Source organism: Micromonospora sp. WMMD961 (assembly GCF_029626145.1).
GTDB lineage: Bacteria > Actinomycetota > Actinomycetes > Mycobacteriales > Micromonosporaceae > Micromonospora.
In genome coordinates, this window is the sequence record NZ_JARUBJ010000002.1 from 5,723,050 (window position 1) to 5,740,664 (window position 17,615).

The 17,615-nt window shown below is 71.6% G+C and carries 16 protein-coding genes and 1 pseudogene; 7 read left to right on the forward strand and 10 right to left on the reverse strand.

Annotation, left to right across the window (positions count from 1 at the left end):
- Positions 1 to 37: 37 nt before the first annotated feature.
- On the forward strand, positions 38 to 445 hold the full coding sequence (locus tag O7614_RS25835; protein WP_278141026.1) for a hypothetical protein: 408 nt from the start codon (positions 38 to 40) through the stop codon (positions 443 to 445).
- A gap of 46 nt (positions 446 to 491) precedes the next feature.
- Here the strand turns inward: O7614_RS25835 and O7614_RS25840 are convergent, their stop codons facing one another.
- Positions 492 to 1,421 (reverse strand): LLM class F420-dependent oxidoreductase, encoded by a 930-nt coding sequence (locus O7614_RS25840; RefSeq protein ID WP_278141027.1) that lies wholly within the window; start codon positions 1,419 to 1,421, stop codon positions 492 to 494.
- Between the two features lie 98 nt (positions 1,422 to 1,519).
- On the opposite strand from O7614_RS25840, the gene O7614_RS25845 reads away from it, so the two are divergent.
- Positions 1,520 to 1,831 (forward strand): metalloregulator ArsR/SmtB family transcription factor, encoded by a 312-nt coding sequence (locus O7614_RS25845; RefSeq protein WP_088949605.1) that lies wholly within the window; start codon positions 1,520 to 1,522, stop codon positions 1,829 to 1,831.
- A complete protein-coding gene (locus O7614_RS25850) occupies positions 1,832 to 2,353 on the forward strand; it encodes an SRPBCC family protein (RefSeq protein ID WP_278141028.1) in 522 nt (173 codons plus the stop codon).
- A 48-nt stretch (positions 2,354 to 2,401) separates the two neighbouring features.
- Here O7614_RS25850 and O7614_RS25855 read toward each other — a convergent pair whose 3' ends face one another.
- From O7614_RS25855 to O7614_RS25865, 3 genes are all read right to left on the reverse strand, one after another.
- Entirely contained in the window at positions 2,402 to 3,439 is a 1,038-nt protein-coding gene (locus O7614_RS25855) for a hypothetical protein (RefSeq protein WP_278141029.1), read from the reverse strand.
- Positions 3,439 to 3,708, reverse strand: a complete 270-nt coding sequence (locus O7614_RS25860; protein ID WP_278141030.1) for a hypothetical protein — start codon at positions 3,706 to 3,708, stop codon at positions 3,439 to 3,441. Before O7614_RS25860 ends, O7614_RS25855 begins: the two co-directional genes overlap by 1 nt.
- Positions 3,709 to 4,184: 476 nt before the next feature.
- Positions 4,185 to 4,979 carry a class I SAM-dependent methyltransferase gene (locus O7614_RS25865; RefSeq protein ID WP_278141031.1) on the reverse strand — a complete coding sequence of 265 codons (795 nt, stop codon included), beginning with the start codon at positions 4,977 to 4,979 and terminating at the stop codon, positions 4,185 to 4,187.
- A gap of 160 nt (positions 4,980 to 5,139) precedes the next feature.
- On the opposite strand from O7614_RS25865, the gene O7614_RS25870 reads away from it, so the two are divergent.
- Complete coding sequence (locus O7614_RS25870; protein ID WP_278141032.1) at positions 5,140 to 5,607, forward strand: GNAT family N-acetyltransferase; 468 nt, start codon at positions 5,140 to 5,142, stop codon at positions 5,605 to 5,607.
- A 105-nt stretch (positions 5,608 to 5,712) separates the two neighbouring features.
- Here O7614_RS25870 and O7614_RS25875 read toward each other — a convergent pair whose 3' ends face one another.
- Together O7614_RS25875 and O7614_RS25880 are read right to left on the reverse strand one after the other, a co-directional pair.
- On the reverse strand, positions 5,713 to 6,057 hold the full coding sequence (locus O7614_RS25875) for a hypothetical protein (protein WP_278142459.1): 345 nt from the start codon (positions 6,055 to 6,057) through the stop codon (positions 5,713 to 5,715).
- A gap of 214 nt (positions 6,058 to 6,271) precedes the next feature.
- A pseudogene (locus O7614_RS25880) lies at positions 6,272 to 6,913 on the reverse strand (epoxide hydrolase); the annotation flags it as partial.
- 65 nt (positions 6,914 to 6,978) lie between these two features.
- Here O7614_RS25880 and O7614_RS25885 point away from each other — a divergent pair.
- Both O7614_RS25885 and O7614_RS25890 read left to right on the forward strand, forming a co-directional pair.
- On the forward strand, positions 6,979 to 7,923 hold the full coding sequence (locus tag O7614_RS25885; protein WP_278141033.1) for an RNA polymerase sigma-70 factor: 945 nt from the start codon (positions 6,979 to 6,981) through the stop codon (positions 7,921 to 7,923).
- An 82-nt stretch (positions 7,924 to 8,005) separates the two neighbouring features.
- Positions 8,006 to 9,193: an FAD-dependent oxidoreductase gene (locus O7614_RS25890; RefSeq protein WP_278141034.1), complete on the forward strand. Its 1,188-nt coding sequence runs from the start codon at positions 8,006 to 8,008 to the stop codon at positions 9,191 to 9,193.
- A gap of 209 nt (positions 9,194 to 9,402) precedes the next feature.
- On the opposite strand, the gene O7614_RS25895 is transcribed toward O7614_RS25890, so the two are convergent.
- The gene (locus O7614_RS25895; protein ID WP_278141035.1) at positions 9,403 to 9,777 is read right to left on the reverse strand and encodes a YciI family protein; all 375 of its coding nucleotides are present in this window, start codon (positions 9,775 to 9,777) and stop codon (positions 9,403 to 9,405) included.
- Positions 9,778 to 9,900: 123 nt separating this feature from the next.
- A complete protein-coding gene (locus tag O7614_RS25900; RefSeq protein ID WP_278141036.1) occupies positions 9,901 to 10,695 on the reverse strand; it encodes a hypothetical protein in 795 nt (264 codons plus the stop codon).
- A gap of 184 nt (positions 10,696 to 10,879) precedes the next feature.
- Between O7614_RS25900 and O7614_RS25905 the strand changes: the two genes are divergently transcribed.
- Positions 10,880 to 13,978, forward strand: coding sequence for a tetratricopeptide repeat protein (locus tag O7614_RS25905; RefSeq protein WP_278141037.1), 3,099 nt, complete (start codon positions 10,880 to 10,882; stop codon positions 13,976 to 13,978).
- Between the two features lie 25 nt (positions 13,979 to 14,003).
- Here O7614_RS25905 and ngg read toward each other — a convergent pair whose 3' ends face one another.
- Complete coding sequence (ngg, locus tag O7614_RS25910; protein WP_278141038.1) at positions 14,004 to 15,803, reverse strand: N-acetylglutaminylglutamine synthetase; 1,800 nt, start codon at positions 15,801 to 15,803, stop codon at positions 14,004 to 14,006.
- Positions 15,790 to 17,574 carry an N-acetylglutaminylglutamine amidotransferase gene (locus tag O7614_RS25915; RefSeq protein ID WP_278141039.1) on the reverse strand — a complete coding sequence of 595 codons (1,785 nt, stop codon included), beginning with the start codon at positions 17,572 to 17,574 and terminating at the stop codon, positions 15,790 to 15,792. Before O7614_RS25915 ends, ngg begins: the two co-directional genes overlap by 14 nt.
- Positions 17,575 to 17,615: the final 41 nt, after the last annotated feature.

Consider the following 17,615-nt stretch of genomic DNA (forward strand, 5'->3'; position numbering starts at 1 on the left):
ACGGTTGTTCTCGTCGTCGTCGGGGAACCCTACGCCCATGAGCAGCTACCGCGATCCGGCCGCACGAGGTGACGTCTTCCCCTCCGAGGAGGAGCTGGACCCGACCGGCACCGGAGTCGAGCAGGCCGGCGGGGTGCCGAGCCACCCGGCACCCACGCCCGGTCCCCGCCCCACACCGGCACCCGCGCCGGCCCCGACGCCGGTGCCGGCACCCGGGCCGCCGCCACGCGCCCCCGGCGCGCAGTCGATCGTGACCCGCCACCTGGACGGTTCGGTGGAGGTGGTCACCGACCTCGACGGTGACGGGGTCGCCGACGTCGTCCAGATCGACGTGGACGGCGACGGGATCCCCGACATCACCTACGTGGACAGTGACCGGGACGGGCGTCTGGACACCGTGCTGGGCGACCCGAACGCGGTCGGGACGGGCACCCACCGCGCCTGACCGGCGGCGGCCCGCCACGGCCGCCGGCCGCCGACCGCCGATTGCCTCAGAGCTTCGCCATCACCTCGCTGGCGACCAGTTCCAGGTGCTCCAGGTCGCCGAGGTCCAGCACCTGGAGGTAGAGCCGCTCACTGCCGATCTCCGCGTACCGGCCGATGGTGTCCAGGACCTCGGCGGGGGTTCCGGCCAGACCGTTGGCCCGCAGCTCGTCCGGTTCGCGGCCGATGGCAGCGGCCCGGCGGGCCACCTCGGCGTCGTCGCGCCCGCAGCAGAGCACCAGGGCGTTGGACCAGACCATCTCGGCCGGGTCCCGGCCGATCTCGACGCAGGCCGCGCGAACCCGGTCGAACTGCGCCGCCGTGTCCGGCACCGAGGCGAACGGCAGGTTGAACTCGTCGGCGTAACGGGCGGCCAACCGAGGGGTTCGCTTCGGACCTGTCCCGCCGAGCAGGATCGGTGGGCGCGGCTGCTGCACGGGCTTGGGCAGGGCGGGCGAGTCACTCACCGGGTAGTACCGGCCGTCGTGGTCGAACCGCTCGCCGACCGGCGTGGACCAGAGCCCGGTGATGACGGCGAGTTGCTCCTCCAACCGGTCGAACCGTTCGGCCAACGGCGGGAACGGGATGCCGTACGCGGTGTGCTCCTCGGCGAACCAGCCGGTGCCAATGCCGAACTCCACCCGGCCGCCGCTCATCTGGTCGACCTGCGCCACGGTGATCGCCAGCGGGCCGGGCAGCCGGAAGGTCGCGGCGGTCATCAACGTGCCGAGCCGGATCCGGCTGGTGTCCCGGGCCAGCCCGGCCAGCGTGGTCCACGCGTCGGTGGGGCCGGGCTCGCCGGCCCCCTCGCCCATCCTGAGGTAGTGGTCGGACCGGAAGAACGCCCCGTAGCCAGCATCCTCGGCGCAGCGGGCGACGGCGAGCAACTGGTCGTAGCTGGCGCCCTGCTGGGGCTCGGTGAAGATCCGAAGTTCCATGATCCGAGCATAGGGAGCCGGTCGACGGTCCCGCGTCGGGACGGCAATCGTCGTCGCATGCTTTGACAGTCATATGACCAAGGAGGCATATTGGGTCGGTGTCCACCGATGCCTTCACCGTCCTCGCCGAGCCGACCCGGCGCCGGATCCTCGATCAGCTCCGCGACGCCGAACGCAGCGTCGGCGAGCTGGTCGACGGCCTCGGGGTCAGCCAGCCGGCCGTCTCGAAACACCTGCGGGTGCTTCGCGACGCCGGCTTCGTCACCTGCCGGACGGCCGCCCGACAGCGGATCTACCGCCTCGACCCCGGCCCGCTGCGGGCCGTCGACGGCTGGCTGGACCCGTACCGGCGGCTCTGGGCCCGACACCTGGACGCCCTGGAACGGCACCTCGACAGTCAGGAGCAGTGAATGGACCGCGACGCGTTCCGCCCGAGCCCACCCGCCGACGTACGCGCCGAGGCCGGCGCGACCCTGGTCTTCGTCCGCGACCTGCGGCATCCGCCAGCCGCCGTCTGGGCGGCACTGACCGACCCGACCCAGCTCGCGCAGTGGGCGCCGTTCCTCGCCGACCGCGATCTCGGCGACACCGGCGCCGCCGTGCTCACCCTCGTCGACGGCGAGACCACCCAGCAGGACCCGGCGACGGTACGCCGGGCCGAGCCGCCGCACCTGCTGGAGTACACCTGGGGCGACGACCTGCTGCGCTGGGAGCTGAGCCCACTGGGCGGCGGCACCCGGCTCACCCTGCGGCACACCGTCGCCGACCGGGGCATTCTTCCGATGGTCGCGGCCGGCTGGCACCTCTGCCTCGACGTGGCCGACCGGCTGCTCGACGGCGACCCGGTCGGCCCGATCCGTGGCGCGGAGGCCAAGGACTTCGGCTGGCCCGAGCTGCGCGACGCGTACGCCGAACGGCTCGCTGAGGGCTGACCGGCACGGTCCCGGCGGCCCCGGCACCCCGGAGCCGCCGGAGCCCGGTCAGACGTACGGCCGCTTGGCGTACGCCTCGCGGAGCGCGGCCAACCCGGTCGCCTTCGGCGTCAGGGTGCCCCACCCGGAGTTGAAGTAGTTGGTGCGCACGATCCGTGGCCCGCGCTCGGCGTTGAGCTGGGCGATCGCCGCCGGCACCGTGGCGATCCAGGCCGCCTGGTCGGGGATCTCGGCCACCCGCACCCCCCACTCCGCGATGATCACGGGTCGGGACAGCGCCACCGGCCCGAGATCCGCCACCGCCCAGTCCTTGGTGCGGCGGAACCGGGCCAGCGCGGTGTGGCTGGCGTTGGTGCCGTACGCGTTCCACTGAAGATAGTCGAGGCGGGTCATCAGCGACTCCGGGTGCATACGCTGGAAGCAGGCCCGGTCGAAGCCGCCCAGACCGACCGAGAAGGTCGTCCCGGTGGGCAGGGTCCGAGCCTTGAACCACGTCAGGATGTAGTTCACCGCCTGCACCGCCCGAGCGTCCGACTCGGCCCAGCTGTAGGCCTTACCGTCCTCGGTGGTCCCGAACTCGTGGTCGGTGTCGAATTCCGAGGCGAGCTGGATGTTCACCCCGAAGCCGAGCGCCCGGTACTGCGACAGGGCGCGGGCGAACAGCCCGTCGCACTGCCCGTTGATCACCTGGCCGTACCCGTACGCCTTCGGCCAGGTCGTGCCGGGTCGCTGCTGGATGGTCATCGACGGCGCCGGCACCGTGTAGCTGACGCCGTCCACGGCGAAGCTCTGCGGCCCCTGGTTCGGGGCGCCGTAGTGCTTCAACTCCAGGACCATGTTCATCTGCACCCCGGCCTTTCCGAGGCTGGTCAGCCAGGGTCGGTTGTAGCCGGGGAAGGTGTAGCCGTCGGCGAAGCTGCGGTACTGGGTGAGGGACCGGAAGTTGCCGCCGGCCATGTCGGCGGTCGGATCGGCGCCCCCGGACAGGTAGTAGCCGCCGAGCACCGGTTGAGCCAGGCTGTAGTCGGCCGTGGCCGTCGCGGTGTTGCCGCCCGCGTCCCGGACCTGGACGGTGACCCGGGGCATCACGCCACCGCCCGGTACACGGCCACGGAGCCGTTGTCGGACACCCGGGTCCAGGTACGCCCGGAGTTGTCGGTGACGCTCACGGTGAGTGGGTCGATGACCGCCGTGACCTTGACCGGCGCGCTGCTGTTGCCCTGCGCGTCGGTGACCACGATGGTGACGGTCAGCGGTTTGGTGTCGGCGTCCTTGTAGGTGACGGTCAGCAGCATCTGGTCACCCGGCGCGAAGACGGATGCGTTCAGGGCTGCGGTTGCGGTGGGAGCGGCCATGTCGGGCCCTTTCTGGCTCGATCGCCAGGGCTCGGCGCGCGGTCGAGCGACGCCGGACCCGGCGGGTCCACAGTGGGAAAGGCCGGCGGGGCACGGGGACGGTGGGCACGACCGGCGGACGACGTTGCCTGACTGCCGGCGGTGCTGACGTCCTTGTCCCGGTGGGCGGAGGCACCGCTGCGGGCGCCCGCAGGGGTGTCGGTGGCAGCCGTGGCCCGTCGTACACACGATCGGCACGGCAGCTGTGCCGTGACCGGCGCGGCTTCGAGGCCGGGCTGGGTGAGAGCGGCACCGGTGCGGACGATGGTGTCCCCGCCGGGCCGGAGGATCGGGATGTGGCCCGCCACCCGTCTACCTCCACCTGCCCCAAGGGTGCTCTACCAGGGGCTTTACCGTCTTGTCCGGTTCGCGACAAGGCTCGGCGGCCGGGCTCGGCGGCACCGCTCGGCGGGGCTCAGCAGGGCTCGGTGCGACGGTTACGCGGGCCTGGTGCCCCGTACCGCCCAGGCCCGCGCGGTGAGCCGGATCGAACCGTCCGGCTCGACCGGCAGCCGGGTGGCCAGCAACTCCCGCAACGCGGCCCGGTCGGTCTCGGCCAACGTCGCGACGTACCCCGGCGCCGACCCCTGACCACCGAGGAACGGCGTCCAGTAGTCGGCGAAGTCGGTGAAGGTCGTCGGTACGTCGACCGGCCGGACCGACACCTCCCGCAACCCGGCCTGCTCCCACAGCGCGTGCAGCGTGTCGGGCTGGCCCACAGTGGTGCGTCGGCCCTCGTCCCGCTCGATCGAGGCCGGGTCGAGCTGTGCGGCGGCGGCCCAGAAATGCCGCATCATCGCCATCCCCTCGGCGTAGTCCCAGACGTAGGCGGCCACCACCCCGGCCGGCCGGACCACCCGGGTGAACTCCGCCACCGCCCGCTCGGGCTCCGGCACGAAGTTGAGCGTCAATCCGCTGACCACCACGTCCGCGACGCGATCGGGCAGTGGCAGCGCCCGCGCGTCACCGACCTGGAAGGCCGCCCGGGGGTCGGTGACCCGGGTCCGCGCGACCGCGACGAACCCCGCAGACGGGTCGATGCCCGTCACCCGGACGGGATCCGTGGTGGTGAGGATCGCCGAGGTCAGCGCCCCGGTGCCGCTACCCGCGTCGAGCCAGTGCCTCCCCGGCGGCACGGCCAACCCGCGCAGGAAGTCCGCCGCGACCAGGCGGCTCCACCGACCCACGTACGCCTCGTACGCGTCACCGTTCGCCCACACCGGCTGTGCCATTCCGGAACGATACGACAGACCGGGGCTGTCGATGCTGGCGTTCAGTCGAGGTGGTCGGCATCGGCGCTGACGAACCCCGCTACAACGCGCGCCGCATGGTGGAACTCCTCGTCGCAGGGCTGCCAGCGCCCTGGCGCCGGGCCGCGATAGCTTATTGATCATGGTGGACTGGGAGCTTCGGCCGGCCTCGATGGCGGACGTCGAGGCGGTGGCCGAGTTGCGGGCGGTGGTGCTGCGGGCCGATCTGGAGCGGCTCGGGCGGTACGACGAACAGCGGGTGCGGCAGCGCCTGCGCGACGGGTTCGCACCGGCGTACACCTGGGTTGTCGAGGTGGGCGGCGCGTTCGCCGGCTGCGTGGCGCTGCGGCCCGACGCGGACGCCCACTGGCTGGAGCACTTCTACCTGGCCCCGCGGCTACAGGGCAGCGGCATCGGCACGGCCGTGCTGCGCGAACTGCTGGACCGGTGCGACCGCGACGGCACGCCGGTCCGGCTGAACGTGCTGCAGGGCAGCCCGGCTCGGCGACTGTACGAGCGGCACGGTTTCACCCTCGACACCGAGGATCCGGTGGACGTGTTCATGGTCCGCAGGCCCAGGACAACCAGCAACGAGAGCCTGTCAATGTAGCGTTGACGCCGCCGCAGCGATCTGCCTGACCGCCGTGGTCGCCGCCATGTCCATTCGTCCGCCCGCGCTGCGTGACGCCCGCCGGATGACGCTGCCCTCGCGCGGTTAGCGCAGCAGCCGGAAGAAGGCGCGCAGGTCGGCGATCAACAACTCCGGCACCTCGAGCGCGGGGAAGTGCCCACCCCGGTCGTGCTCCTTCCAGTACCGAAGGTCCGGGTAGCGGCGGGTCACCCAACGCCGGGACGGCCGCGGCAGCTCGGCGGGGAAAATCGAGGCACCGACGGGTACGCGGACCTGATCGGCGTCCGCACCGCTGATCCAACCGGACACCCGGTCGATGCTCTCCGCGTACAGGCGCGCCGACGACGCCGCGGTCCCGGTCAGCCAGTAGAGCGTGACCTGGTCGAGGATCTGATCTCGGGTGAGGCTGGCGGGGTCGGCCCAGAGCAACTTCTCGCCAGGCGCACAGACCGGCCGGGGAATCCAGCAGGGCGTATCCGACGGTCTGCGGTGCGGTGCGGTGGGCCTCCGAGTACGCCGAACTGGATGTGCCACGTTGACGCAGGTCGGCCAGCGCTCGGCGTTCGGAATCGGTGAGCTCGTCGGTGGCGGCCGGGTCCGGGCCGGCAAGCGGCGGTACGAGATGCACGCCGGCCACGTGCTCGCCATCCAGCGCTCCGAGAACGCTGGAGACGCTGGTGCCCCAGTCACTGCCGGCGGCTCCGTACTGGGTGTAGCCGAGCGCCGCCATGATCTCCGCCCATGCGGCGGCTGTGCGCTCGATGCCCCAGCCGGGGTTGGCGGGTTTGGCGCTGAAGCCGTACCCGGGCAGGGACGGGATCACCACGTCGAAGGCATCCTCGGCGGTGCCGCCACAGCTCACCGGGTCGGTCAGCGGCGTGATGAGGTCGACCAGTTCCAGCACCGAGCCGGGCCAGCCGTGGGTGAGCACCAGTGGCATCGCGCCCGGGTGCGGCGATCGGGCGTGTAGCAGATGGATCCTCAGTCCGTGGACGTCGGCGAGATACTGCGGGACCGCGTTGAGCCGCGCTTCGGCGGCTCGCCAGTCGTACTCCTCGGCCCAGTACCCGCACAGACTCTGCACCTCGTGCAGGGGTATGCCGTGTGCCCAACCGGGCGCGGGGGCAGCCTCGGGCCACCGCGTACGGGCGAGCCGGGCACGCAGATCTGCCAGTTCGGATTCCGGCACCTGCACCCGGTAGGGCTCGACATGGACGGGCATGCGTGTCCTCAGCTGTCCGAGGCCAGCCGGACGGTGCTGGCGGCGACACCGGAAGTCTTCCATGGACGAGGCCCCTAGGCACCCCGTCGACCGGTCGACGCGGTCGCGCGGGTGGATACTGTCTAGTCATGCCGCTCAGTCCGGACGAGGTGGAGCTGTTCGAGCACTCCAGGGCCCGCCTGGAGGCGGTCGCCTATCGCCTGCTCGGCTCGGCCAGCGACGCGGAGGACGCCGTCCAGGACACCTTCCTCCGTTGGCAGGGCGCCGACCGGGAGCACGTCGAGACGCCCGAGGCGTGGCTGACGAAGGTCCTCACCAACGTGTGCCTCAACCACCTGACCTCGGCGCGGGCCCGGCGGGAGACGTACGTGGGCACGTGGCTGCCCGAACCGGTCCTCGCCGGTGACCGGATGCTCGGCCCGCTCGACACCGCCGAGCAGCGCGAATCGGTCTCGATGGCGGTGCTCACCCTGCTGGAGCGGTTGTCGCCCAACGAGCGCGCGGTGTACGTGCTACGGGAGGCCTTCGGCTACTCGCACGGTGAGATCGCCGAGATCCTCGGCATCACCGAGTCGAACTGCCAGCAGACCTACCGACGTGCCAAGCAGCACGTCACCGCCGAACGGGCCCGCGCGGAGGTCGACGCTGCCACCGCCCGGAAGATCGTCGCGGAGTTCCTCACGGCAGCCAACAACGGCGAGATCCAGCGGCTGGTGGAGTTGCTGACCGACGACGCGACGAGCACCGCCGACGGCGGCGGCAAGATCCCGGCCCGTGCCGCACCGATCGTCGGCGCACTGGCGGTGGCGAAGTTCCTGCGTGGCCTGTTCAAGCCCGCCGACGTCAAACGGGACCTGGTCGGTGGCAGCCCCGCCCTGCACGTCGCCACCGCCAACGGCGCGCCGGCGGTGGTGGTCGTGATCGACGACCGGGTCATCGCCGTGATGTCGGTGGAGGTGACGCCCGACGGTGTCACGGCCATCCACAACCAGGTCAACCCCGACAAGCTCGTCCGTGCCACCCGGCAGTGGTCCGCGACTGAGCACGAGGAGCCCACCCTGCGCGTCTGGTGACCCAGCTCATAGCCGGCTCCTGTCAGGAATCGCGTCGCTGTCCGGTTCAGGAAGCGACCACCACCGAGACAGGAGTGCCACCATGAAGCACCGCATCGTCGTCCTCGGAGCGGGGTACGCCGGAGCCATGGCCGCGGGACGCCTCGCCAAGAGGCTGCACCCCGACGACACCGAGATCACCGTCGTCAACGCCGACGCCGACTTCGTCGAGCGGGTCCGCATGCACCAGCTCGCCGTCGGGCAGGACCTCAAGCACCGCCCGCTGCGCGACGTCTACGCCGGCACCGGCGTCACGCTTCGACGGGCCCGGGTCACCGCCGTCGACGCCGACCGCCGGACGGTCGCGCTCGCCGACGAGCACGGCAGCGACGAGATCGCGTACGACACGCTCGTCTACGCCCTCGGCAGTGCCGCCGCGGACCAGGGCGTTCCCGGAGTCGCGGAGCACGCGTACGACATCGCGGGTCGGCCCGCGACGCTGCGGTTGCGTGACCGCCTCGCCCGCCTCGCGGCCGGCGGGACCGTGCTCGTCGTCGGCGGGGGCCTCACCGGCCTCGAAGCGGTCACCGAGATCGCCGAGGCCCGGCCGGACCTCGACGTCGCGCTCGCGGCCCGGGGTGGTCTCGGCGACTGGCTCAACGACAAGGCGCAGCGGCACCTGCGCGGCGTCTGCGACCGGCTCGGCGTCACCGTGCACGAGCACACCGACATCGCGCGGGTCGACGCGACCGGCGCGGTCACCCGCGACGGTCGGGAGGTCCCGGCCCAGGTGACCGTGTGGACGACCGGCTTCGCCGTCCACCCCATCGCCGCCGCCACGACCCTGGCAGTCGCGCAGACCGGCCAGATCATCGTCGACGAAACCATGCGGTCGGTCTCACACCCCGACGTGTACGCGGTGGGCGACGCGGCGATCGCCGCAGGGCCGGGCGGCAAACCGCTGCGGATGTCCTGCGCCTCGGGCATCCCGATGGCCTGGCAGGCAGCCGACGCCATCGCCGCCCGCCTGACCGGTCGGGCGAAGTTCCCCAAGGCCCCGCTGCGCTACTTCAACCAGTGCATCAGCCTCGGCCGCCACGACGGCATCATCCAGTACGTGACCGCCGACGACCGGGCCAAGCCGTCTCTGCTCACCGGGAAGCTGGCAGCCCGCTACAAGGAGTTCGTCTGTACGGGCGCGGCCTGGAGCCTCTCCCACCCGATCCTGTACCCGGTGCGCCGCCACCGCATCGTCGCGACCCGATCGGAGATCCGCACGGGCTCGTCCTGACGGGCACGCGCCAGCCCTGGACGAGTCCGTCCGCACCGTGGCTCGGGCTGCGGGCGCGGCCCGCGGTGACCGTCGGTCACCTCAGTGCGCGGCGGATGTGACAGCGCGCGGTATACCTCAGAGTCGTATTCATGACTCTGAGGTATGCCGGCGGCAGCGTCGTGATGCTCACGCCCGCGAAGGCGGCCGGCGCCCGACCCGTCGAGGTGTCAACCCCGGCTGGCTGCCTCGCGGAGCATCGCGTCCGTCTCGGGGTCGGGCATGAGCTCGCGGACCTCCTGCGCACAGCGGCAGGCGACGGCGATCTTGGCAGCCCACTCCAACGCCTCCTCGCGGGTGGGCACGTCGATGACGGTGAGCCCGCCGATGACCTCCCTGGTCTCCGGGAAAGGACCGTCGGTGACCGTCCCGTCGGTGGCCACGATGCTCGCCTGCTGCCGTTCGAGTCCGCCGCCGTACACCCAGACACCGGCAGTCACGGCCTCCTGGGTCACCGCGTGCGCGGCCTTGCCCACGTCGGGGAAATCCTCGGCGGGGATGTGGTCCATCGCGCCGTCGTTGAACGAGATCAGGTACCGCGCCATCGCGTGCCTCCTCTGTCGTGGCGGCATCCTCCGGCCGCCTTCCGTCTGGTCTACGAACGACTCGTCGCGGATTCGACGGTATGCCAGCGGACTTCCCACCCGGGTCTCCCCCGGCCTGGTCGATCAGCCGGTGTACTTGCCGTTGCGGGTGTCCCCTGACGTCCCGTCGTAGTGCACCTTGCGGTAGCGGTGCACCGAGCCCTTCTTGACGGCCTGCCAGTGGAGGTACGCCACCTCGTAGTCGTGGTGCTTGTAGTAGTCACCGAACGACTTGTAGTAGATCCGGTGTCGGGCGTACCCGCCACAGTTGGCGAGGTAGCTGTAGGAGTACATCTTCATCCCGCCGAAGTCGGACGCGTAGTACGTCTTCGCCGGGTGCCACACCGACGACGGATTCGGGTATCCGGGCAACTCGGCCCAGTTGTACGAGTTCCAGTACAGGTCCCAGCAGGTCATCGTCGCCGCTGTGGACATTCCACTCGACGTCGGCGCGACCAGATCGTCGGCGACGACCGGGGACGCCACGATGGTCCGGTAGGCCAGCTCCGGTGGGGTCGGCGTGCCGGCCGGCGGTTCCGACAGCAGCACGCGGGGCACCGGCACGGACCTGGGCGTGATGGTCAGGTAGGTCTGCAACATGCTCTGCTTGTCGTCGTACGTCAGGGGCGCGTTGCGGCCCATCTCGCCGTCCTGACGAAGGCCCCAGTCGCCGGACAGCTCGTCGCGGGAGAACACCACCCGCACACCGTTGCGGTAGCCCAACCGCGCCAGCTCGACGTCGCGGTCCACGGGCTCCTCGTCGTACACCCCTGGGCCCGCCCCGGCGGCGGCGCTGACCGGCGTGGCGTTCCACGCGGTCAGCGTCGGCAGGACGACCAGCACCGCGAGCAGTGCGCGTCCCGACAGCACTCTTGCCATCACAACTCCTCACCCGATCGATTGCGAGGCGCGGACCCGGACGGTTCGCGCCTCGGTGTGTCCGGGACATCCTTCGAGGCGAGGTTCAGAGCGTCGTCAAGGTGGCGTCAAATACGCCGTGTTTCGGTGTCGCAACGGCGACGCTCCCGTATGCGTGGCCGTCCGCACGGCGCCCAATGAAACGATGAGCGCCCCGACGGATCGCGAGTGGAGCCGACGGTGGACCGTCGTGGTGGCCGCAGCCGGGTACGGCAAGACCTTCGCCGTGCGACGCTGGCTGGGCGACCGCCCGGTGCGGTGGTGCGACGGCCCGGAGGTGGCCGCTCTGGCGACGGCCGGGCCGGAGTGGCTTACCGCCCTCGGCACCCGATCCGTGATCGACCTGCCCGCCGACGAACCGAGCTGGCTCATCCTCGACGACGTTCCACGACTCTCCCGCCGACGGCTACAGGCCCTGCTGGACACCCTGGAACAGCTTCCCCCGCAACTGAGGGTCGTCCTGGTGACCCGCCACCCGCCACCACTGCCCCAGCGGCAGTCGGGGCTGCTCGCCGAGCACGGTCCGACGGATCTCCGGCTCTCGCCCGACCAGGTGGCGTGCGTACTCGCCGCCGACCACGGCCTGACCGACGCGGCGCTCGCGATCCGCATCCACGCCGCGACCGGTGGTTGGCCGGCGCTGGTCACCCTGGCCGCCCGAGCGGCGGCCGCCGCCGGCACGGACTGGGACGACCCGGCTGAGCCGGGGTCGCCCCTGGAGTCCTATCTGGTACGGGAGGTGTTCGCGGAGCTGCCGCCCGAAGTCCACCGACTGCTGCGGGACGCGGCGCACCTCGACCCGATCCACCCCGATCTGACCGGCTTCCTCGGGCACCGACACGGGGTTCACCGGCTCGACCAACTGGCCCGCACCGGCATTGTCGTCCCGGTGACAGCGGGCGGGCAGGCGTACCGGATGGTGCCGGTCGTCGCCAGCGTCGCCCGCCGCCATCTGTCCCTGGACCCGGCGGCGACGGAACACCTGCACGCGCGCGCCGCAGCGTGGTACGCCGAGCACGGGCACCTCGTCCCGGCCCTTCGGTCGTACCGAAAATCTGGTGTCGCCGAGGCGGCGGCGCTGGTCCTCGCCGGCCACGGCGCGGAGCTGATCGCGTCGGGCGGCGCGGAGGCCGTCGTCGACGCCTACCAGGCCCTGCCCGAGGACGCCCGGTCCGACGGGCTGCGGCTGCTCTACGGGGAGGCGCTACAGATGCGTGGCGACTTCGACGCCGCGCTCGCCGTGTACGCCGCGTTGGACGACCGGCAGAAGGCCCTCCCGGCCGGGCTCGCCTGGCGGTACGGCCTCGTGCACTACCTGCGCGGTGAACCGCAGGCCGCGCTTGAGGTCTTCCAGCGCGCTGCGCTCGACCCCCACCCGTCCACCGACAACGCCCGGCTGCTCGCCTGGACCGCCTCGGCGCAGTGGACGACCGGGAACGCCGAGGCGTGCCGGCACAACGCCGAACACGCCCTGGCCGCAGCGACAGCCGTGGGCGGCGACGCCGCACTCGCCGCCGCGCACACCGCGCTCGCCCTCGACGCCAAACTGCGCGGTGATCGGCCGGCGGCCGACGAGCACCACGAGAAGGCGCTGCGGGCCGCCGAGGCGGCGCGCGACACCATCCAGGTGACCCGAATCCGCGCCAACCGCGCGTCCGCCCTGGTCGGCGAGGGCCAGTACCTCGAAGCGCTGACCGAGGTCCGGCCCGCGGTGGAGGTGGCCCAGACCAACGGGCACGCCGCGATGCTCGCGTTGGCGCTCTGCAACGAGGGCTCGGCCTACTTCCACCTCGGTCAGCTCGCCGAGGCCATCGAGTGTTACGAACGCGCGGTGCCGCTCCTGCAGCGCATGGGCTCCCGCAAGGTGGCGTACCCCCTGGTGGAAATCGGGGACGTGCACGCGCTGCGGGGCCGGACCACCCTGGCTCGCGCGGCGTACGAGGAGGCGCTGCGCGCCAGCGAACCCGTCAACGACCATCAGATCCAGGTACCGGCGCTCGCCGGACTGGCCCGGGTGCTGGCCGCCGAGGACGGCGCCACGGCGTTCGCCCTGGCACAACGCGCCGTCGAACTGGAACGCGGTCCGGATTCGGCGACCGCCCGACTCGCGCTCGGCTGGGTGGCGCTGGAGATGGGTGACCACGAGCGGGCCGCCGAGGTGGCGCTGATGGCGTCCAGCGCCGCCCGGCTGCACCGTGACCGCGCGGCGCTCGCCGAGGCGTTGGAGCTTCGCGGGGCTGCCGCCGTCGACGCCGACGACACCCGCCAGGCCTGGCGGGAGGCGGCCGCGACCCTGCGCGACATCAAGTCCGCCGTGGCCGCGGACCGACTCGCGGTGCTGCTCAGCCGGCTGCCCGGGGCGGATCCTCAGGAGCGGGTCAACGCCCAGCTCGCCGCCGAGCGGCTGACCGGTGCCGGCGTACCGCCGCCGACGCTCAGCCGGCAGGGCACGTGCCGGGTCGCCCAGGTCACCGTCCGCACCCTCGGACGCTTCGAGGTGTACGTGGACGGCTCGCAGGTGCTGGCCACCGCGTGGCAGTCCCGCAAGGCACGAGACCTGCTCCGGATCCTCGCCTCCCGACGCGGTCGCGCGGTGCCCCGGGAGCAGCTCGGCGAGATGCTCTGGCCCGCCCAGGCCCCGGAGCGGGTCAGCCACCGGCTGTCCGTGGCGCTGTCCACCCTCCGCGGCGTCCTCGATCCGGAGCGCCGTACGACGACGGACCACTTCATCATCGCCGCGCACCCCAGTCTGGCGCTCGACGTCGACCACGTTGAGCTGGATGTCGAGGAGTTCCTCACCGAAGCCGCACACGGCTTGCGGCTGGCAGAGCAGGGCGAGATCGACGACGCGCGGGCCACGCTCCTCCTCGCCGAGCAGCGTTATCGGGGCGACTTCCTGGAGGACGAGCCGTACGACGACTGGTCCCGTCCGACCCGCGAGGAGGCACGTCGGGTGTACCTGCGTGTCGTACGCAAGCTGGCCTCGCTGGCGCACAGCGTCGACGAGACCGTCCGCCACCTCGGCCGCGCTCTCGAACTGGAGCCCTACGACGAGGGTGTGCACGGCGAGTTCGTCCGGACGTTGACGGCTGCGGGCCGGCACGGCGAGGCCGCCCAGGCGTACCGGCGCTACGTGGAGGCGATGTCCTCGATCGGCGTACCGGCCCAGGCGCGAGGCGAGCTGTGCGGTGCCGCGCCCGCCGACCCGACCTCGGCGACCACCGTGCCGTCGGTTGTGCTCTGACCTTCGGGCACGCCAGGGATGGTGGCTACTCTGCCGGGACGCCGGCCGGCGTCCACAGCCGGTGCGCGGCACTCGTGCCGGGGAAGAGCAGATCGATGAAGCGCTCCGCGGTCGGCTGCGGCTCGTGGTTGGCCAGTCCTGGGCGCTCGTTCGCCTCGATGAACACGTGCTCCGGCTGATCGCAGGAGCGGACGAGGAGATCCAGGCCGGTGACCGGGATCCCCAGAGCCCGGCTGGCGGTGACACATGCCGCGGCGATCCCCGGATGCAGCCGAGACGTGACGTCGTGGATGGTGCCACCGGTGTGCAGGTTCGCGGTCCGACGCACGGCGAGTACCGCGCCCTCGGGCAACACGTCGTCCATCGCGAACCCGGCCTCCCGGACGGTCTCCCGGGTGAGGTCGTCCGTCGGGATCCGCGACTCGCCTCCGGTGGCGGCGGCCCGCCGCTGACTCTGCCGCTCGATCAACTCGGTGATCGAGCGCCGTCCGTCGCCAAGGACCGACGCCGGCCGACGAATCGCGGCCGCGACAACCTCGTGGTCGATGAGGAGTACCCGGAGGTCCTCCCCGCGGCACATCTCCTCGATCAACACATCGGCGCAGTACCGGCGGGCCAGCGCGACCGCCGTCGCCAACGAATCGGGCGCGCTCACCCCCACGGTGATCCCGGCGCCCTGCTCGCCCCGGGCCGGTTTGACCACCACCGAGCCGACCGACGACATGAAGGCGGCGTCATCGTCGTCACCCGTCGCGGTGCGGCCGCGGGGAACCGTCAGGCCGGCGTCCTCGAACACCCGCCGGGTGACCCGCTTGTCGTCGCAGCGGCTCATCGCGATGGCGGAGGTCAGTTCCGACAGCGACTCACGGGTCAGGACGGTACGCCCGCCGTTGGACAGCCGAAGCTCGGCCCAGGCGGGATCGGTGACCTCCACCCGGATGCCACGGCGCATGGCCTCGTCCGCGATGATCCTGGCGTACGGGTTCAGTTCGTCGTAGCCGTCCGGCATCTTGGGCAGGAAGAGGCGCTGGTTGATGGGGTTCTTGCGCTTCACGCACAGGGTGGGTGTGCGCTCGAATCCGAGCCGTTCGTACAGCCGGATCGCGCCCTCGTTCTCGGCCAGCACCGACAGGTCCACGAAGCGCCGGCCGCGTTCGGCGAGCCGGGCGGCCAATTCCAGCAGCAGGGTCTTCCCGGTCCCCGGTGGCGCGTTGTTCGGGTCGACCGTGAGACACCACAGGCTGGAGCCGCTCTCCGGGTCGTCGAACACCGCGACGTGGTCGACGCCGGTGATCGTGCCGACGATCTCACCGGTTCGAGACTCGGCGACCAGGTGGAGGAAGTGTTTCGTCGCGCTGTTCGCGACGAGAACGTCCACCGGTGCGGTCAGCATCCCGTTGCGGGCATAGATGCGGTTGACCGCGTGACCGTCGGCGTCGTCCCGCAGTTCCCGGATACGTAGCCCCGCTGCGGCGTCGGCATCCTGCTGAACGTTGGCCAGGTCCAGCCGGTAGGTCAGCGAGGGGTCGATGAACAGCTCGTCCGGCAGCCGGGACACCAGCACGTGCGGGTCCCGCAGATAGATGCAGATGTCCCGGGACCCGGCCGCTTCGGAGCGCAGCACGTCCGCGACGTCGGACGGGTGGGCGAAGGTCTGACCGAACACCAACCGGCCCCATCCGCAGTCGAGCACCACGTCCGTGCCATCACCCGGCGGGTCGTCGAAAGGGCCGGGCAGGACCGGGTCGCCTCCGGCACCGACCCGCTCGCGTCGCCCGGGTGGCGTCCTCGGATCGGAGACCTTCGTGCCGTCAGTCGATTCCATGACTCTGTAACCACATCTCCAGAAGTCCGAGCTGCCAGAGCTTGTTGCCGTGCAGCGGGGTGAGCTCGGCGTTCGGATTCGTCAGCAACGTCTCGACGTAATCGGCGCGGAACAGGTTCCGCCGTTGGGCCTCGGGCGCGTACAACGCGTCGCGTACGCGGTCCAACAGCTTTCCCTCAAGGTGGGTCAGCCCCGGCACGGGGAAGTAGCCCTTGGGCCGGTCGATCACCTCCCTGGGAAGCACCCGTCGGCCGATCTCCTTGAGTACGCCCTTGCCGCCCTGGGCGAGCTTCAGCGCCGGCGGGCAGGTCGCGGCCAACTCGACGAACTCATGGTCGAGGAAGGGCACCCGGGCCTCCAGGCCGTGCGCCATCGTCATGTTGTCGACCCGTTTCACCGGGTCGTCGACGAGCATCACGGTCGTGTCGATCCGCAGTCCGGCGTCCACCGCCGTCTCCGCGCCGGCCCGACCCAGGTGCGCCGCCACGAACTCCCGGACCGGGTCCCCGGCGGGCAGGTACTCAGGATTCAGCACCTCCGCCAGCCCGGCGGCGTCCCGGTCGAAGAACGCCTCCGCGTAGGTGCCCAGTTCCCGCCCACGGTCCACCTGGGCCAGCGGCGGATACCAGTGATAGCCGCCGAGGATCTCGTCCGCGCCCTGACCGGACTGCACGACCTTGACGTGCCGCGCCACGACCTCACTCAACAGGTAGAACGCCACGCAGTCGTGACTGACCATGGGTTCGGACATGGCGGCGACGGCGGCTTCCAGCGGAGCCACCAGATCCGCGGCGGCCACTTCGACCCGATGGTGGTCCGTGCCGAAGGTGCCGGCGACCATGTCGGAGTAGACGAACTCGTTGCCGGCGCGGCCACCGACCGCATCGAAACCAATGGAGTACGTCGACAGCCCGCGCTGCCCCTCGTCGGCGAGCAGGGCCACCACCAGGCTGGAGTCCAGCCCGCCGGAGAGCAGGACGCCGACCGGAACGTCCGCCACCATTCGGCGCCGGACCGCGACGGTGAGCGACTCCAGCAGCGCGTCCTGCCAGTCCCGCTCCGACCAGTCGGCCCGGCCAGGATCCCGGGTGAACGACGGCTCCCAGTAGACGCGGTCGCGGACCCGCCCGTCCGGCTCGTAGGTGCGTACGGTGGCCGGCGGGAGCTTGCTCACCCCGCGCAGGATGGTGCGTGGCGCGGGCACGATGCTGTGCAGGCTCAGGAAGTGGCTGAGCGCGACGGGGTCGATGGAGGTGTCCACGCCACCGCCGGCCAGCAGTGCCGGGAGTGTGCTGGCGAACCGCACCACGCCCGGGCTTTCGGCCAGGTAGAGCGGTTTGATCCCCAGCCGGTCGCGGGCCAGCACCAGCCGACCGGTGTCCCGCTCGGTGATGGCAACGGCGAACATACCGATCAGATGGTCGACGAAGTCGGTGCCCCACTCGGCGTACGCCTTGACGACGACCTCGGTGTCCCCGGCGGAGAAGAACCGGTGACCCCGCGCCTCCAGTTCCGCTCTCAGTGCGCGGTAGTTGTAGATGCACCCGTTGAACACGCCTGCCAAGCCGGCGGCCGGGTCCACGAGAGGCTGACCGCTGGCAGCGGACAGGTCGATGATTTCCAGCCGGCGGTGGGCGAGTGCGGTGCACCCGTGCGACCACGACCCGGCATCGTCGGGGCCACGAACGCTCATCGCCGCCGCCATGCGTTCGACGGTGGCGACGTCGGCGCGGGCGCCGTCGCGGCGAAGCTCTCCGCTCAGTCCACACATGTGAAGCGGTCCTCCCGAACCCGCCCGCCGGGGGTTCCCGG

Excerpts from the sequence above, each read along its gene's own strand:
- O7614_RS25835 (WP_278141026.1), top strand. The coding sequence starts at position 38 with ATGAGCAGCTACCGCGATCCGGCCGCACGAGGTGACGTCTTCCCCTCC.
- O7614_RS25840 (WP_278141027.1), bottom strand. The coding sequence starts at position 1,421 with ATGGAACTTCGGATCTTCACCGAGCCCCAGCAGGGCGCCAGCTACGAC.
- O7614_RS25850 (WP_278141028.1), top strand. The coding sequence starts at position 1,832 with ATGGACCGCGACGCGTTCCGCCCGAGCCCACCCGCCGACGTACGCGCC.
- O7614_RS25855 (WP_278141029.1), bottom strand. The coding sequence starts at position 3,439 with ATGCCCCGGGTCACCGTCCAGGTCCGGGACGCGGGCGGCAACACCGCG.
- O7614_RS25860 (WP_278141030.1), bottom strand. The coding sequence starts at position 3,708 with ATGGCCGCTCCCACCGCAACCGCAGCCCTGAACGCATCCGTCTTCGCG.
- O7614_RS25865 (WP_278141031.1), bottom strand. The coding sequence starts at position 4,979 with ATGGCACAGCCGGTGTGGGCGAACGGTGACGCGTACGAGGCGTACGTG.
- O7614_RS25870 (WP_278141032.1), top strand. The coding sequence starts at position 5,140 with ATGGTGGACTGGGAGCTTCGGCCGGCCTCGATGGCGGACGTCGAGGCG.
- O7614_RS25885 (WP_278141033.1), top strand. The coding sequence starts at position 6,979 with ATGCCGCTCAGTCCGGACGAGGTGGAGCTGTTCGAGCACTCCAGGGCC.
- O7614_RS25890 (WP_278141034.1), top strand. The coding sequence starts at position 8,006 with ATGAAGCACCGCATCGTCGTCCTCGGAGCGGGGTACGCCGGAGCCATG.
- O7614_RS25895 (WP_278141035.1), bottom strand. The coding sequence starts at position 9,777 with ATGGCGCGGTACCTGATCTCGTTCAACGACGGCGCGATGGACCACATC.
- O7614_RS25900 (WP_278141036.1), bottom strand. The coding sequence starts at position 10,695 with ATGGCAAGAGTGCTGTCGGGACGCGCACTGCTCGCGGTGCTGGTCGTC.
- O7614_RS25905 (WP_278141037.1), top strand. The coding sequence starts at position 10,880 with ATGAGCGCCCCGACGGATCGCGAGTGGAGCCGACGGTGGACCGTCGTG.
- ngg (WP_278141038.1), bottom strand. The coding sequence starts at position 15,803 with ATGGAATCGACTGACGGCACGAAGGTCTCCGATCCGAGGACGCCACCC.
- O7614_RS25915 (WP_278141039.1), bottom strand. The coding sequence starts at position 17,574 with ATGTGTGGACTGAGCGGAGAGCTTCGCCGCGACGGCGCCCGCGCCGAC.